The sequence below is a fragment of the Cohnella cellulosilytica genome, assembly GCF_042431195.1.
GTDB lineage: Bacteria > Bacillota > Bacilli > Paenibacillales > Paenibacillaceae > Cohnella > Cohnella cellulosilytica.
Genome location: NZ_JBHMDN010000048.1, coordinates 60,483 through 75,737 on the forward strand (window position 1 = coordinate 60,483; position 15,255 = coordinate 75,737).

At 48.1% G+C, this 15,255-nt stretch carries 13 protein-coding genes; all 13 read left to right on the forward strand.

Features of this window, described 5'->3' with window-relative positions:
* Window positions 1–147 precede the first annotated feature (147 nt).
* Window positions 148–2,316, forward strand: a complete 2,169-nt coding sequence (locus tag ACFFT4_RS27350) for an ATP-binding protein (RefSeq protein ID WP_378052232.1) — start codon at window positions 148–150, stop codon at window positions 2,314–2,316.
* Window positions 2,317–2,398: 82 nt separating this feature from the next.
* Entirely contained in the window at window positions 2,399–3,103 is a 705-nt protein-coding gene (locus tag ACFFT4_RS27355; protein WP_378052233.1) for a winged helix-turn-helix domain-containing protein, read from the forward strand.
* A 36-nt stretch (window positions 3,104–3,139) separates the two neighbouring features.
* Window positions 3,140–3,544, forward strand: a complete 405-nt coding sequence (locus ACFFT4_RS27360) for a hypothetical protein (RefSeq protein WP_378052234.1) — start codon at window positions 3,140–3,142, stop codon at window positions 3,542–3,544.
* A 244-nt stretch (window positions 3,545–3,788) separates the two neighbouring features.
* Window positions 3,789–3,926, forward strand: coding sequence for a hypothetical protein (locus ACFFT4_RS27365; protein ID WP_378052235.1), 138 nt, complete (start codon window positions 3,789–3,791; stop codon window positions 3,924–3,926).
* 62 nt (window positions 3,927–3,988) lie between these two features.
* A complete protein-coding gene (locus ACFFT4_RS27370; protein ID WP_378052236.1) occupies window positions 3,989–4,759 on the forward strand; it encodes a peptidylprolyl isomerase in 771 nt (256 codons plus the stop codon).
* A gap of 21 nt (window positions 4,760–4,780) precedes the next feature.
* Window positions 4,781–7,822: a peptidase domain-containing ABC transporter gene (locus tag ACFFT4_RS27375; RefSeq protein ID WP_378052237.1), complete on the forward strand. Its 3,042-nt coding sequence runs from the start codon at window positions 4,781–4,783 to the stop codon at window positions 7,820–7,822.
* Window positions 7,823–7,933: 111 nt separating this feature from the next.
* Complete coding sequence (locus ACFFT4_RS27380; protein ID WP_378052238.1) at window positions 7,934–8,518, forward strand: TetR/AcrR family transcriptional regulator; 585 nt, start codon at window positions 7,934–7,936, stop codon at window positions 8,516–8,518.
* An 83-nt stretch (window positions 8,519–8,601) separates the two neighbouring features.
* Window positions 8,602–8,961, forward strand: coding sequence for a hypothetical protein (locus ACFFT4_RS27385; RefSeq protein ID WP_378052239.1), 360 nt, complete (start codon window positions 8,602–8,604; stop codon window positions 8,959–8,961).
* 34 nt (window positions 8,962–8,995) lie between these two features.
* A complete protein-coding gene (locus tag ACFFT4_RS27390) occupies window positions 8,996–10,189 on the forward strand; it encodes an NAD(P)/FAD-dependent oxidoreductase (RefSeq protein ID WP_378052240.1) in 1,194 nt (397 codons plus the stop codon).
* 147 nt (window positions 10,190–10,336) lie between these two features.
* On the forward strand, window positions 10,337–11,089 hold the full coding sequence (locus tag ACFFT4_RS27395) for a response regulator transcription factor (protein ID WP_378052242.1): 753 nt from the start codon (window positions 10,337–10,339) through the stop codon (window positions 11,087–11,089).
* Entirely contained in the window at window positions 11,016–12,902 is a 1,887-nt protein-coding gene (locus tag ACFFT4_RS27400; protein ID WP_378052243.1) for a sensor histidine kinase, read from the forward strand. The genes ACFFT4_RS27395 and ACFFT4_RS27400 overlap by 74 nt, the downstream gene beginning before the upstream one ends.
* 142 nt (window positions 12,903–13,044) lie before the next feature.
* Window positions 13,045–14,367, forward strand: a complete 1,323-nt coding sequence (locus ACFFT4_RS27405) for an ABC transporter substrate-binding protein (RefSeq protein ID WP_378052244.1) — start codon at window positions 13,045–13,047, stop codon at window positions 14,365–14,367.
* Window positions 14,367–15,254: a carbohydrate ABC transporter permease gene (locus ACFFT4_RS27410; protein WP_378052245.1), complete on the forward strand. Its 888-nt coding sequence runs from the start codon at window positions 14,367–14,369 to the stop codon at window positions 15,252–15,254. The genes ACFFT4_RS27405 and ACFFT4_RS27410 overlap by 1 nt, the downstream gene beginning before the upstream one ends.
* Window position 15,255: the final 1 nt, after the last annotated feature.

Consider the following 15,255-nt stretch of genomic DNA (forward strand, 5'->3'; position numbering starts at 1 on the left):
CCGGCATGGGCCAGAACTAAAAGGACCTCAGCGTGATCGTTGTATTCTACGCCCCGCACAGATTTGCAGGGCACATTTTCCTTTAATGATGTTATCATGGAATCAACTTACGTATCGCGCATCCTGTAGATTGGGGTCGATTTCATTATGAGGAGCATTCTCCGCTCCGGTTCTCGTACGGTCTTGCTTTATATCGCTGCTGCCGTTGCTGTCGGTTTGGTTGCAAGCTATATCGTCATGCCTGCACCGAATTCCCCTAAGATCGAAAGTAAAGAAGGCATTCTGGATTTAACGCAGGTTCATGTCCGTGAGCATCCGCTAAAGTTAAAAGGGGAGTGGGCGTTCTACTGGCAAGAACTGCTGTCGCCTGAGGACATACAGAATCGCTTGTCAAGGGACGGAAATCATGATCGCTGGATCAGCATCCCTAACTCCTGGCTAGGCTATCGGTTAGATGACCAGCGGCTGAGCGGTACAGGTTATGCCACCTTTCGGGTAGTCATAAAACTTAGCGAACAGGATCGGAATGAGCGGCTTGCGCTGCGGCTGCCTACCCTCTTTCATGCCTATAAATTATGGGTGAATGGCGAGCTGCTGGCGGAAGTCGGCGCGGTTGGTCGGGACAAGAGCAGCGTAACGCCGCAATTGGCAACGAAACTGGTGTTCTTTCAGCCCGAGAATGACAGGGTGGAGCTGGTTATGCAAATCGCCAATTTCCATCATCATCGAGGCGGCATCACTAAGCCTATCGAGTTGGGCGGCAGCGATGCGTTAACGGTAAGGACTCATCTGAACATCGCCGCTGAAATGTTCGTCACCGCAAGCCTGCTGATCATTGGCGTATATCACCTGCTGTTGTTCGCCCTGCGGCGCAAAGACAGGGCGCCCTTGTTCTTTGGCCTGTTCACCCTAATGTTCGGTATCCGCTCGTTGCTGGTCGGCGAGCTATTGCTCACACAATGGTGGCCAACTTTTCCGTGGGAATTGCAGTTCAAGATCGAGTACCTGATTCTGTGCAGCGGCGGGTATATCATCACGATGTACTCTGATTGCATCTTTCCGAATTACGTGTCGCGTTGGTTCCGTCTTGGCACGCGGATCGTAACCGGCGCATTATGTATCGTTGTTGTGGCGACCCCTGCCATTATCTATACCCAAATGCTGCCGATAATCGGTGTGATCGTTGTCCTTCATATGGTTTATCTGATGGTTGGGCTGGTCCATGCGGCTGCGCGGCGTGTGGAAGGAGCGCTGGTCTTCCTGCTGGTGTCGGTGGTTGCTTTAGTGACGGTGATCAACGACTTTTTATATTACAACGAATGGTCGCGAATCGGAAATACTTCTCCGCTGGGTCTGCTGGTGTTTACGATCGCACAGATGATGCTGCTTTCTTCCAGATTTACGAGGGCGGCAGCGAACGAGGAGAGGATTGCGCGCGAGCTGCAGGACGCCAACAACAAGCTGACCGAAATGAATATGAATTTGGAACGGACCGTGCTGGAACGCACACAGGCCTTATCCGCCGCTCATGACGATCTCCGCTTATCGTATGACCAGTTGCTTCAATCCGAGCAAGGGAGGAAGAAGCTCCTTGCCTATATTACGCATGATTTGCGCATGCCGCTGTCCAGCATGCTGGGGTATGTCGAGGCTGTGCAGGACAGAGTCAAACCGGAACGCAATGATCAATACCTGAAGTACATCCGGGATAACACGATAAGGATTAACCGGATGATCGAGGAATTGAGCTTCTTGTCGCATTTGGAGACGGGACAAGTCTCGTACCGCATGGAGCCGGTTCATGCGGTACACTTCTTGCGACGATTCTATGAACAATATGAGCTGGTTGTGCGTGACGCAGGTCTGGATTTCAGGCTGGATTACAGAGATGAGGAAGATCAAGGATCTAATTCGCCTGTTATCGTGATGGATGTGCAAAGACTCGAGCAGGCGTTGTTCAATCTGGTGTCGAACGCCATGAAGTTTACCCCAAAGGGCGGGGTGGTGCGTATTGCGCTGGCTGTGGATGAGGTGAATCTTACCCGCTATGCGATTATTAGCGTGCAGGACTCAGGCATGGGGATTCCGCCGGAGCAGCTCGAGCAAATCTTCGATCGCAATTACAGGGTTGATCAGCCGGGCGAGAAGGGCGTAGAGGGAAGCGGGCTCGGGCTGGCAATTTGCAGGGAAATCGTGCAAGCGCACGGAGGAACGGTTCGAGCGGAGAGCGACGGCAAGACGGGGTCGATCTTCTATGTCTCGCTTCCTTGTATGCCGCTTCAAGTGTGGCAGGCGCACTTAAAGTTTTCTTTGTAATTCACAAGCGGTTTCATCTACCATGATAAAATAGGAGAAAAATCGATACGGGCGAAGGACACTGAAGAAAGGCGACGGTGTGATGGAAACGCATAAAATTATGATTGTCGATGATGATTCCCATATCTGCGAGATTGTTCAGGTGTATTGCGAACGGGAGGGCTTCCGATCTTCCTATTGCCACAACGGGACAGAAGCCATGAAGCTACTTAAGTCTTTTGAGCCGGATTTGATTGTACTGGATGTCCTGCTGGCTAATGAAAACGGAATAGATTGGTGCAGGAACGCACGCAGCTACACGAATGCGCCGATCGTGTTCCTGAGCAGCCGTGAGGAAGACGAGGTGAAAATCAGCGCATTGTCCGATGGCGGCGACGATTATGTAACCAAGCCGTTTAGTCCCGGGGTACTTATGGCCAAGATCAAGGCGCATCTTCGCAGAGTGTCGTCGGGCAGAAGGGAACAATTGCTGGAGTTGCCGGGATTAACGCTGGATTATTACGCACAGTCCGTCATTATGGGGAGTGAAACGATCTTTTTATCGAAAAAAGAATTCGGTCTGCTGTCCTATATGGCGCAAAACGTCAATCGTGTCGTCAGTGTCGATGCGTTGTTTCAACTCATCTGGGGAACGGAGAGTCTGGAGGATACAAGAACGGTCGCTGTACACATCAGCAATTTACGCAAGAAAATCGAGGTTGACCCTGCCAATCCCGAGAGAATCGTTACGATTCGAGGCACAGGATATATGCTGGTTGCCAGAGGCGCGTTGCAGGCGCGCACTTAAAGTTTTCTTTAAGTTTCATATAGTGGGGGAAATGGCGTGAATGTAAAATCCGTGATGTCGGCCAGTGATTATTTCAAAGCGATGCAGCAAGGCAAGGACGCACGCGCGACGAAGGATCAGTCGCGTTTGGCATCTATTCGAAATATCCTCATGCTGGGCAAGAAGCTGCGCGCCGACGAAATGGACTACTTACAGCGACATGATCCCAATCTATATGGTCAAGCAATGAGCTTCTCGATGGAGCGCCAAGCGTATGAGGACGCACTGCAGCATAGCCGCAGCAAAGCGGATGCGAACTATTACAACACGTTTAAGCTGATGCAGATTGCCGGCCAGCTGAAGCATGGGGGTTCCGAAGAGCTGCTGATGCGGACGAACGCGATTCAGGAAGCTCATCGCGAGTTCATGCGATCGAGCAAGTATGCCTCACTGAGGGGGTAAACTTATTTGTATCCAGCACCATTCAAAGGCTCGCCAATTCGTATGGACGGCGGAATGGTTCCGACGATTTACTAAAAAAATTTGATAGTTTGCTAAAACCCGCGAGGTCTCGGTTCTACGCGGTTCTTCCGCATGAAGCGCCCTTTTCTTTCATAATTCTTTTATTCGGCTTTGCTACACTGAAAGTAATGCTGGTTGAAGATAGATTCCTCCGGCAAATGGGGTTCAAGAGGAGGTGACGGAAATGGCGGAGCAAAAGAAGATGGACGCGACCAAGGAATCCGTGGAAGCGAATGAGGCTCAAGAGATCAAACTGGACGACTTGCCGAAGAAGCTGACCGAAGAAGAAGCGAAGAACGTGGCTGGCGGAAGATTCATCTAACGCAAGAACGGCGCGGGAGCGACTCCCGCGCTTTTATATAGAACCATAAAGGAGTATGCACGATGTCACTCGATCAAGTCGTGGCTCTTCAAATTGATGAACGAAGCTACTCGTTAGCGAACGTTCTGCGTTCCGCCGTCATGCAGGGAAGCTTCGGGGCGATTGACAATTACATTTCGCATGCGCTCGTCGCCTCATTCGCGGAAGAAAACGGTATTGCGGTCGGCCAGGAAGAGATCCAGGAGGCGGTCAACGACTGGAGAGTCATGAATGGACTTTATCAAGCTTCCGAGGTAGCTGATTGGCTGACGGAGCGCGCGCTTTCGATGGCCGATCTTGCCGAATTCGCCCGGATGAACGCGTTGAAGGAGCGAGTCCGCCAACATGTGACGGCCGGCAAGGCAGAGCGATACTTTACGGAGTATCGGTCCCTTTTCGAGGCGGTTGCTCTCTCGCAGATTGTCGTGAACGAGCGTGGGCTTGCACGCGAGCTGCGGTTCAAGGCATTGGAGGAAGAACCCTTTTACACGCTGGTCCGCGCCTACTCCATCGACGAGTCATCCAGGCTTGCCGGAGGGTATATCGGCCGCAAGGAGAGAGCTCAGTTGCCGAAGGCGATCGAAGCGCAAGCGTTCGGGGCGGCTCCCGGAACGATAGCCGGGCCTCTCGAAATCGAAAAGAAATTTTACGTGATCAAGGTCGAAGAGGTATACCCGGCGGAATTGAACGGCGACACCAAGGCGAGAATCGAACGAATTCTCTTCGATGAGTGGCTTGCCGCTAGGCGCAAGGAAGCGAACGTGTGCAAGCCGGCGTTGTGGACACGAGATTAGGTTATAGGGGACTCGAAAGCAATGGAGACGAACAGGCAAATTGACTATGTGGAGCAGGTTCCTTTTTTTAGCGTGCTTAGTCTAAATGAGAAGCAAATGCTGTCCAAGCATGCGCGAATGCTTCGGTTCTCGATCGGACAGACGATTCAGGAGAAGGACGACATCCCGCAATATTTGTATTGCATCGTCTCGGGAGAGATCCGAATGATCGACGAACGGCCCGACGGCTCGGAGAACAGCCTCGGCCTGTTGAAGGACGGGGACAGCTTCGGGTGGGAGGGCGACGAAGAGCGGTCGGGCAATCCCGTCGTATACAGCGCGGCAGGAAACGCGCTGCTGTTGGCCATTCCGATCGCAACGCTTCGCGAACTGTTCGCGCATAATCCCGGGCTCAAACAGTTGCTCGCTACCTATATGTCGTCCCGCGCCGTCACGATGTTTCTCAGGCGCACGTCGCTGTTATCCACCGAAGATCATCAAGCGGTTCGGAAGTTCCTGGAACGGATGACCGTGATTCAAGCGGACAAGGGACAAGCGATCGTACGTCAAGATGACGTGGGGGATGCGTTCTATATCGTTCACGCGGGACATTGCGAGGTCGTCAAGGAAGAAGACGGCTCCGTCATCAACCGCCTCATCCCCGGAGACTTCTTCGGGGAGTTGGCTTTGCTTACGGGAGCGAGGCGCAAAGCGACGGTCGTAGCCGCCAGCGCCGCTCAGCTGTTCCGATTGAGCAAGAACGACTTCGATGCGATGATCGTCGAACACCCGGCTCTGCGGACGGCGATCGAAAGCATTGCCTCCAATTACGTATCCGAATCTTCCAAATATGACGATGACGAGGCTATGGGGGAGCTTGCGGCCGCTTCCGGCCAGGCGGTCCGATGGGCGGAGGTCGATCGGAAACGTCCCGTTCGATTCCGTCTGCGCAAATATCCGATACGCTTGCAGCAGAACGAGATGGATTGCGGTCCTGCCTGTCTTGCCATGGTGATGGCCTATTACGGTTCGCGAATTCCGATTGGCCGGATTCGGGAACAGACCGAGATGTCGCGGTCCGGAAGCACGCTGTACGGCTTGACGGAGACGGCGGAATCGCTGGGGCTCGCCGCGCAAGGCTTCACGACGCAGCTGGGCGCACTCTCCGGGATGAAGCTGCCCGTGATCGCGCATTGGAAGGGCGAACACTTCATCGTCGTATACGAGGTGACGAAAACACATGTGATTGTCGGCGATCCCGCGTACGGCTTGGAGAAAAAAAGCAGATCGGATTTCGAGGCGGGGTGGAGCGGGGCGATCTTGACGCTGACCCCGACGGATCGGCTTGCTTCCAATGAGCGAATGCGCAGCCCGGTTTCCCGATTTGTCGCCTATGTGACTCCGAATCGCAAAGCGTTGATATCGCTTCTGATCACGTCGCTGCTTGTCCAATTGACCGCGCTTATGATTCCGATCTTTACGCAAGTCATTGTGGATAAGGCGCTCGTCAATGGAGAGGGTGATTTTCTCCGAATATTACTGGTCGGGATGCTTGGATTATCGCTCTGTTATGTTGTCTCCAATTCATTCAGGAATTTCATAGCGGCTCGAATCGCTCTGAAGATAGACATCGGGATGTTGGGTGATTTCTATAAGCACTTGCTAAGCTTGCCCTTGTCTTTCTTCCTCGCTCGAACGATCGGCGATCTGACAAGCCGAGTGGGGGAGAATCAGAAAATCCGCAGAATGCTGACGACCGGGGCGGTCCAACTGATGCTTGACTCCCTGACGATCGTCATTTATGGGACGCTCATGTTCGTCTATCATGTGAAGCTGTCGTTGATCGCGTTTGCCATCCTTCCCTGTTATATCGCGCTCGTGCTTCTCTTCTCCCCACTGATGCGCCGGAACAGCCGGAAGCAGTTCGAAGCGGAGGCGGAGTCACAGACGACGATGGTCGAAGCCATCAAGCTGATCTCGACCGTTAAGGCGCTGGCCGCGGAACCGACGATTCGCTGGAAGCTGATGGACAAGCTGCAGCTTTCGCTGAAACAGCGAATCAAAGCCATTCAACTGCTGGTAGCATCGGAGACGATAGCGGATTTTATCAAGATGATCGGCAACGCCTTAGTGCTATATGGGGGCGCTGTGTTTGTCATGCGCGGTCAACTGACAGTGGGACAATTCGTTGCCTTCTTGTCCGTTTACTTTACGGTTACGCAATCGATTACCCAGATGCTGCAGATGCTCAACGATATTATGGAAGTGCGGGTCTCGATGGAGCGGATCGACGACGTCTTCAGAGCAAATCCGGAAGAGTTGGAGCCACAGAATATGCGGAGATTGGCGGCGCTGAAAGGCAGCATTCAGTTCGACAACGTCTCGTTTCGCTACAACAAGGACGGTCCCAGCATCTTGCAGCAGATCAATCTAAAGATCGAGCCTGGGCAGACGGTTGCGCTTGTCGGAAGGAGCGGTGCCGGCAAATCTACGTTTGCGAATTTGCTGACCAAGCTGTTTGCTCCTTCGAGCGGGACGATTCGTGTCGACGGACACGACATACGGCAGATTCATTCCGCTTCCTTGCGTCGCAAGATCGGAATCGTTCAGCAAGAGAACAGGGTATTCCGCGCCACGATCCAAGACAATATCGCGATCCGATTCCCGTCCGCTGCGCTGGAAGAAGTTGAGGCGGCCGCGAAGCTGGCGGGGGCCTACGATTTTATAGCCGCGTTGCCGCTCGGGTTCAAGACGATGATCGGAGAAGGGGGGTTAAGCCTCTCCGGAGGGCAATTGCAACGAATCGCCATTGCGAGAGCGCTGCTTGGCGAGCCGGGTATTCTGATTTTCGACGAGGCGACCAGCGCGCTGGATTCGGAGTCGGAGCGAATCATTCAGCAGAATATGGATACGATGTTGAAGGGCCGCACCTGCCTGATCATTGCCCACCGTCTGAGTACGGTGCAGAAGGCGGATATGATCGTCGTATTGGATCGCGGAGCTGTTGTGGAGACCGGTTCCCATGCAGAACTGATCGAATCCAAAGGGCTTTATTCGTACTTGATCAGCCAGCAGTTGAGTTAAAATCTCATAGGATCATTTCCCTGAGATCTTGATCAATCTGTTGACAATCAGAATTAGCATGCATATACTAATGAATGAATAATAAAAATATTCACTCACAAAGAGATAAAGGTGATTCTGTTGAGTCTACAAGATAAACGCCAGGAATTGTTTGAAGCCGCCCGGAAACTGTTTTTGGAAAATGGATTCAAGAAGACGAGTGTCTCGGAAATTACCGGTATGGCGCAGGTTGCCGTCGGAACTTTCTACAAATATTACGATTCGAAGGAACAGATTTTTTGCGAAGTGTATCTTGCTGAAAACGAAAGGTCTAAACGCATCATCGTCGACCAAGTCGATACTCGCCAACCGCCCAAAGCCGTTGTAAAAGAGTTCCTCAGTGCGGTGATCCAAACAAGCAGTCAGAACAACATTTTGACCGAATGGTATCGAAACTCCGAGCTTAATCAGATGATCACGCGCAAATATGCCCATAACAACAAGCACAACGATTTTATATACAATTTTCTTATTGATCAGATTAAGCTTTGGCGAGAGTCTGGGCAATTCCGCGAGGATTTAAGTGAAGAGACCATGATTGCGTTATTTAATTCGTTGATTGTGATCGATCTTCACAAAGATGAAATCGGGAGCGAGCATTTCCCGGATCTATTGGAGCTATTGGCTGGATTTCTGGTTGATGGTCTTAGTAAATAAAAAAACGCCGTTCCATCGGCGTCTTTTTATACAAAGTAGTGAATGAATTTAAAAAATATTCATTCTAGATAAGGAGGAAAGAATTGAATATTCAACGCAATCCAAAAAAGTGGGAGGAACGTTCGATGGGGTTAGTCATTCTTGGATGGTCGTTGGTCGTTGTTGGTGTTGTCATTGCGAGTTGGGGTTTCTTTGAAGTTCCGGCAAGCAGCTGGCGCGAGACGGAGTTTCTGGCTTTCGCAATCGGAGGGATGGCCTTCATCGCCGGTGGTCTGGCTTTTCTTAAAGTACCCGGGTGGCTTATTGTAATTGCCATTATGATTGCTGCACTGCTGTTAATCCTCTTTATATGGAAGTCACAGTTGGATTGGGGATCTGCGCTGCTTTGTTATGTTACGGTTGCCGCGCTTGCTGCATGGCTCGTTCGTCTGGCCCTGAAGTAAATATATCGCAACAAACGATAAGGAGCGATGACGAATGGATGAAACGACGATGAAAAATATCATTGTAGTTGGCGGCGGATACGCCGGATTGCATGCGATACAATCCCTTCGTAAACATTGGGGAACCAAGATCGGGAATCGCATTCGCTTGATTTTACTCGATAAGCAACCCTATCATTTCAGAAAAGTCGTCATGGTTAAAGCGCCTGCACGTCCAGTTGATTTATGCGTTCCGTTTCAATCTTACCGCTGGAATCATGTGGAATTTATACAAGGGGAGCTTAGGGATGTTTTATCCGATCAGCAAATGATTCAGTATAAAACGGTAGAGGATCGCTTGGAGACGCTTCGATACGATCAGCTCGTAATTGCCGTCGGGAGTATCGTCAAGAAACCGGAAGGTGATGTTGGAGGATTTGTTCTAGAAGGAGAGGCCGATGTCCAAGGCATTCAAGAAGAACTAAAATCAGTTGCGATGAGAGCGGAACAAGCAGCACACCTTGAAGAGAAAGAAAGGCTGTTGCATGCCGTCGTAGTCGGAGGAGGAATAACGGGGATTGAAATTGCCGCGGAATTAGCCGCCTGCCTCAGAGCAAAAGGCCTTTCACTTGGGCTTGGTAAAAATCGAAATGTCGTTAGTTTAATTCATGCCGGAGATCGGCTGCTTCCCCAAGCTCCTCGCAAAATCACTGGTCAACTGGAACGAAGACTAAGGAAATCAGGCGTTAGTCTGATCAAAAATACAAGAGCGCTTCATTATAAAGAGGGGGCGGTAAAGCTGTACCGTGGTCAAATCGCCGCAAGCCTCTGTGTATGGGCGCTTGGAACTTCACCCAATCCACTCGTTCAACGAATCGGATTACCGGTGCATGAAGAAGGCCGACTGTTGGTAGATGCCAGTTATCGCGTACAAGGGCACAAGAATATTTACGCAATCGGAGATTGTGCCTATGTTACGGATCCCAAAACCAATCAAGTGGATGGGATGAATTGCAAAGAAGCGATGATGCAGGCCAAGCGTTTAGGCAAGGTGATGAAGATCGATCGGGCAGGGGGCTCCGCACCGACCCATCGAGATTCGGTAACGCATTTCTTTTGTATTGCCTTAGGTCCTCATGACGGATTCTTATGGACAAAAAGATGGGGCATCGATTTCGCGATTTCGGGCATCCTTGCAAGAAAAGTGAAGGAATACGCTTGGAAAACCGCCAGCTTAGTGAAACGGTGATCTTATGTTGACTCTGCCTACTTGCCTACTCAACATAGAGGATGATGAAGTGGAATTGTTCCCAGAGCGTGCAGTCGTGTCGTACAATGAAAGCAACAAATCAAAATTTGATGAGAATTCGGTCCACTTTATAGGGGAGAGGTCGTTATGTATAATCTAGTCATTGTGGAAGATGATCAACAGATACGAACAGGGCTAAGCACTTATTTTCCTTGGTCGGATATTGGCTTCGATATGGTTGGCAGTTTTGAGAATGGCAGCTTAGCCTTGGATTACATCAAAGCGAACAAGGTCGATATTATTCTCAGTGATATTCGGATGCCCGTCATGGGGGGCATCGAATTGGCCGCTGAGTTGGAACAGGCGAACAGGAAGATAGCTATTGTTTTCCTTAGCGCCTACGAAAGCTTTGCCTACGCTCAGCAGGCAGTCAACTTGGGAGTGAAATATTATATCGTCAAATCTACCAAGTTTGATGATCTTGTAATCGCTTTCCGGAAGGTGAAGAAAGAATTGGATGAAAAAGACGGCCTGAACAATATGGTCGATCCGATGTACGATGATGCTGACCAAGAAAACAAACTGGAGAATCTGAAAATCAGGAGAATTAAAAGCCTTATAGAGGAAAACTACATGGATGCTTCATTAAGCTCGATCGCCGAGCAGCTAAAGATGAATCAAAACTATTTGAGCCGCCTATTTAAAGAAAAAACAGGGGTTAATTTTATCGATTATGTTACGGAAGTGAAAATGAAAAAGGCCGCCGAACTGCTGTTACTAGGGGAGTATAAGTTATATCAGATTAGTGAAAGGGTAGGTTACAGCAATGCAAAAAACTTTTCACGCGCTTTTAAAAACTTTTTTCATGTCAGTCCCAGTGAATACAAAAATAAAACGTAACCCTTTCGGCAATTCAAACTCCACCGTCACTTTAAATAGGCGATTTTTCTTTAAAAACTTAATCATCTTGTTTTCTTCTTTGATTATGCCTTTGGTTTTGTTGAGTTTTTCCATTTACTACATTATGCAAAACAACATTAATGAAATTACAAATAAAAATAATGCGAATATTCTCACTCAAGTGCAAAGCAATACGGAACGGTTTATCGATGATATTAACTCGTTAACACTGACCTTCAGCACCAATCCTCATATGAACAGTATGCTGCATGAGGTTCTTAACTTGACCAGATCAGATGCCAGTGCGAACTATTCCTCTCTAATCAAGAGTGAGCTTGTTACGACAGTGGCCTCCCGGGCCTATATTCATTCCATTTACATTTTCAGCGATAATCCTTACCAGAACTTTATTTCCAGCATCAACGGTTTAAATTCGATCAGTGCGTATTATGACCGTGCATGGTACGACAGTTTCCTGCAAAATCAAAATCGTTCAGTGAAGTATTGGAGCGAATCCCGAAGCATCAAACAGTTTTCATTTGAGAAGGAAGCAACGGATGTCATTACTTTTTACAATCGATTTTTTGATAACGATCAAGGTTTGGTTGTGTTGAATATAAGCAAGGAGTATATGGAGAATAAAATTAATGAGTTGGATTTATTTCCCGATCAAAACATATTTGTGCTGGATGACAAGAATCAATTGATTCTTAAAAACGATGTTGAACTCTTATTGTCGGATACAGACTTTGAGAAAATATATAAACAAATGGACTCTTCCGTCGTTAACCGTATCGATAATAGAGATTATTATATGACCAAAATTACATCTGACAAAAACAATTGGAAGTATGTATCCATTATCCCTTTGTCGACTTTATACGCGGATACGATCAAACTGAGGAAAATCATAATCTTGATTCTTTCTCTACTTATCCTCATTTGTGTATTTCTTTCTTTGATTATTACCAGACGAGCCCATGACAAAATTAAAACCATTATGAAAATATTAAGAATCGCCGAGTCCGGCCAGCCGATCCCCAATCTGCCTCCCAGAGTCAAGGATGAGTACGATCTGATTATTCAAAACGTCTTGAAAACCTATATTGAACAGAATAAGTTGAAGATGGAGGTTATGGAGAAACGATACCGGATGAGAATAATGGAGAGCGTCACGCTCCAGGCTCAGATCAATCCTCATTTTCTGTTTAATACTTTTAAGTCGATATTCTGGATGAGCTTTCGGCTTACAAATTCCAAAAATGAAGTCAGCCAAATGATAGAGAATTTATCCAGTATTCTCTATTATTCCATCGGCGACCAATCCAATATCATCCCTTTTTCGGAAGAAATTAAAACAACCAAAAACTATATTGAAATCGAGCAATTGAGATACAAGGATAAATTTGAAGTGATATGGGAATATCCCATCCATATTGATCAGTATTACTCAATAAAACTATTGATTCAACCGATACTGGAGAACGCGATTATACACGGCTTAAGAGGAACGGATAGAATGGGGTATATTAAAATAAAGATTGTGGATACCTCGGAAGACTTATTATTGCACGTAACTGATAATGGAATTGGAATGGACAATCACGAGGTGCTTGAAATTAATAACAAGCTGATTCAACAACAAGATAACAGCGGCCATATCGGTATTTACAACTGCAACAGGCGCCTGGCTTTGACGTTCGGCGAGGCTTACGGACTGAGAATCAGGAGCAAGCGGGGGATAGGGACAAGCGTAACGGCGCGGCTCCCCAAAAATGCAACGTCATCATTAAAATGGATACCCGAAGGGTAAGGAATTGATACCAAAAGTACAGTCAGCTCCCTTTTTCACCTTTTCAGGCCTCTGTATAATGTAGTTACTAAGCTTAGTCACTACAACATTCATGTGGGTGTAATCCGGATACACTTCATCATGATTTTCGGAGGTCAAAGGAATGAGAAGGCAGATAGCTCTATTTAGCTCGGTTGTCCTGGCTGCAGCACTGCTCTTATCGGCTTGCAGCGGCGGCAATGAGGCGTCCGTAGACGATGGCAAGAAAGAAAAGATCACGTTGAGAATGTCATGGTGGGGCGGGGAAACCCGACACAAAGCTACCTTGCAGGCCATTGAGCATTATCAGTCGTTGAATCCCCATGTCACAATTGAAGGTGAATACGGTGGATTTGACGGATACCTGGAGAAGTTGACCACTCAACTTGCAGGACGTACGGCTCCCGATATTATGCAGATTGACATTGCTTACTTGGGCCCCTTCTATAAACAAGCGAATTTATTTGTGGATTTTAATGCAACCAATCAGGTTGATTTATCCGGATACGATTCAAATTTCCTGCAGAGCCTTTCTTCGCCGGACGGAAAATTGATTGGTTTGCCTACGGGAATTAATGCAAGCGCATTTTTTATCAATAAGGAGCTTGCCGACAAAGCCGGAATCGACTATACAACACAGCTAACCTGGGACCGGCTGGTGGAAGAGGGCAAGAAGCTCCATGACAGCGATGAAAAAATGTATTTGCTTAATGCGATTCCGGGAGATCTGTCGGCCTTTATATTTGAGCCCTATTTGTTTAACCTCACAGGCAATCGGCTCATCAATGACGATTATACGATCGGCTTTGATAAGGAATCCTTGGTTAAAACCTTTAAATACATTAATTCGTTATACGACAATCACATTATCCAACCGATTAAAAATATAACAACGGTAAAAAGCTATTGGGAAGATCCGAAGTGGATCAACAACGAAATCATTGGCGGGTTGAATTGGAGCGCGAACTACAATCCGATCAAAACGGCCTTGGCCGGCAAAGAATTGATTTCTGTTGCATACCCGGCAACCAAAGGAGCTGCCAATACCGGCATTAACGTTCGCCCAACCAATATGCTGGCTGTTAACGCCGATTCGAAAAGTGTGGAGGAGTCAACCAAATTCGTCAATTGGTTCCTTAACGATCCGGAGGCCATAAAGATTCTTGGTCTCGAGCGGTCCATTCCCGCAGTAGCTCCCGCCCGGCAAATTCTTCTGGATATGAATCATATTGATCAAGCCTTTGACAACGCGGTTCAGTACAGTCTGGAGAATCAGGGACTTCTGCAAAATACCATCTCCCTCAACGGTGAAATTCTGAAGATAGAAGGCGATATGCTCACCAAGCTTGCATACAAGTCGGTGTCGGAAGAGGAAGCGGCCGATGAAATGATAGCTGCGACAACAGCGAAGCTGGAAGAGCTTAAGAAAAGGGACAAGGTGCAATAATGCTGGCCAGATGGAAGAAGAATGTGGGGCTTTTGTATATCTTGCCTTGGATAGTCGGATTTCTTGGCTTTCAGCTGTATCCCTTAATCGCTTCCTTGATCTATTCGTTTACCGATTTGTCGACCTTCGATTCCGGATCATTTATCGGTTTTGAGAATTACATTTACATGTTTACGAAAGATCCGGATTTCTATCAGTCTGTGAAGGTAACTATTTTATATGCCATTATGGCCATACCCGGAAGAGTAGCGTTTGCCTTGCTGATTGCTGTCATTTTGAGTGTGACCTTGAAGGGGATTAATCTATTTCGAACCGTTTATTATTTACCTTCGATTTTTGGAGGAAGCGTCGCGATTTCGGTGCTTTGGCGCTTTTTGTTTCAAAATGAGGGCGCTATCAATAATATTCTGAATACGTTCTCCATCCCTTCAGTAGATTGGTTGGGCAATCCGTCCATTGCACTCATCACGTTGGCTATCATTCCGGTGTGGCAATTCGGGTCCTCCATGGTTTTGTTTCTGGCGGCGCTGAAACAAGTGCCGAAAGAGCTGTATGAGGCTGCCCGCATAGATGGAGCATCGGCGGTCAGAGTGTTTTTCAAGATTACAATTCCGCTTATATCGCCGATTATTTTGTTTAACCTCATCATTCAGTCCGTGGCGTGCCTGCAGGAATTCACCTCTGCCTTTACCGTTACCGGCGGGGGACCGAATAAAGCGACTTACGTATATGCCATCAAAGTATACGAGGAAGGCTTTTCCTTTTTCAAGATGGGTTATGCCAGTGCATTATCCTGGTTCTTGTTTATTGTGATCATGCTGTTCACCTGGGTGATTTTCAAATCATCGACCTACTGGACGCATTATGAGGACAGAGGTGATAGTTAAG

What these genes read in the sequence shown, in the direction of transcription:
- ACFFT4_RS27350 (WP_378052232.1), top strand. Translation starts at nt 148, where the DNA reads ATGAGGAGCATTCTCCGCTCCGGTTCTCGTACGGTCTTGCTTTATATC.
- ACFFT4_RS27365 (WP_378052235.1), top strand. Translation starts at nt 3,789, where the DNA reads ATGGCGGAGCAAAAGAAGATGGACGCGACCAAGGAATCCGTGGAAGCG.
- ACFFT4_RS27410 (WP_378052245.1), top strand. Translation starts at nt 14,367, where the DNA reads ATGCTGGCCAGATGGAAGAAGAATGTGGGGCTTTTGTATATCTTGCCT.
- ACFFT4_RS27395 (WP_378052242.1), top strand. Translation starts at nt 10,337, where the DNA reads ATGTATAATCTAGTCATTGTGGAAGATGATCAACAGATACGAACAGGG.
- ACFFT4_RS27375 (WP_378052237.1), top strand. Translation starts at nt 4,781, where the DNA reads ATGGAGACGAACAGGCAAATTGACTATGTGGAGCAGGTTCCTTTTTTT.
- ACFFT4_RS27405 (WP_378052244.1), top strand. Translation starts at nt 13,045, where the DNA reads ATGAGAAGGCAGATAGCTCTATTTAGCTCGGTTGTCCTGGCTGCAGCA.
- ACFFT4_RS27355 (WP_378052233.1), top strand. Translation starts at nt 2,399, where the DNA reads ATGGAAACGCATAAAATTATGATTGTCGATGATGATTCCCATATCTGC.
- ACFFT4_RS27390 (WP_378052240.1), top strand. Translation starts at nt 8,996, where the DNA reads ATGGATGAAACGACGATGAAAAATATCATTGTAGTTGGCGGCGGATAC.
- ACFFT4_RS27370 (WP_378052236.1), top strand. Translation starts at nt 3,989, where the DNA reads ATGTCACTCGATCAAGTCGTGGCTCTTCAAATTGATGAACGAAGCTAC.
- ACFFT4_RS27400 (WP_378052243.1), top strand. Translation starts at nt 11,016, where the DNA reads ATGCAAAAAACTTTTCACGCGCTTTTAAAAACTTTTTTCATGTCAGTC.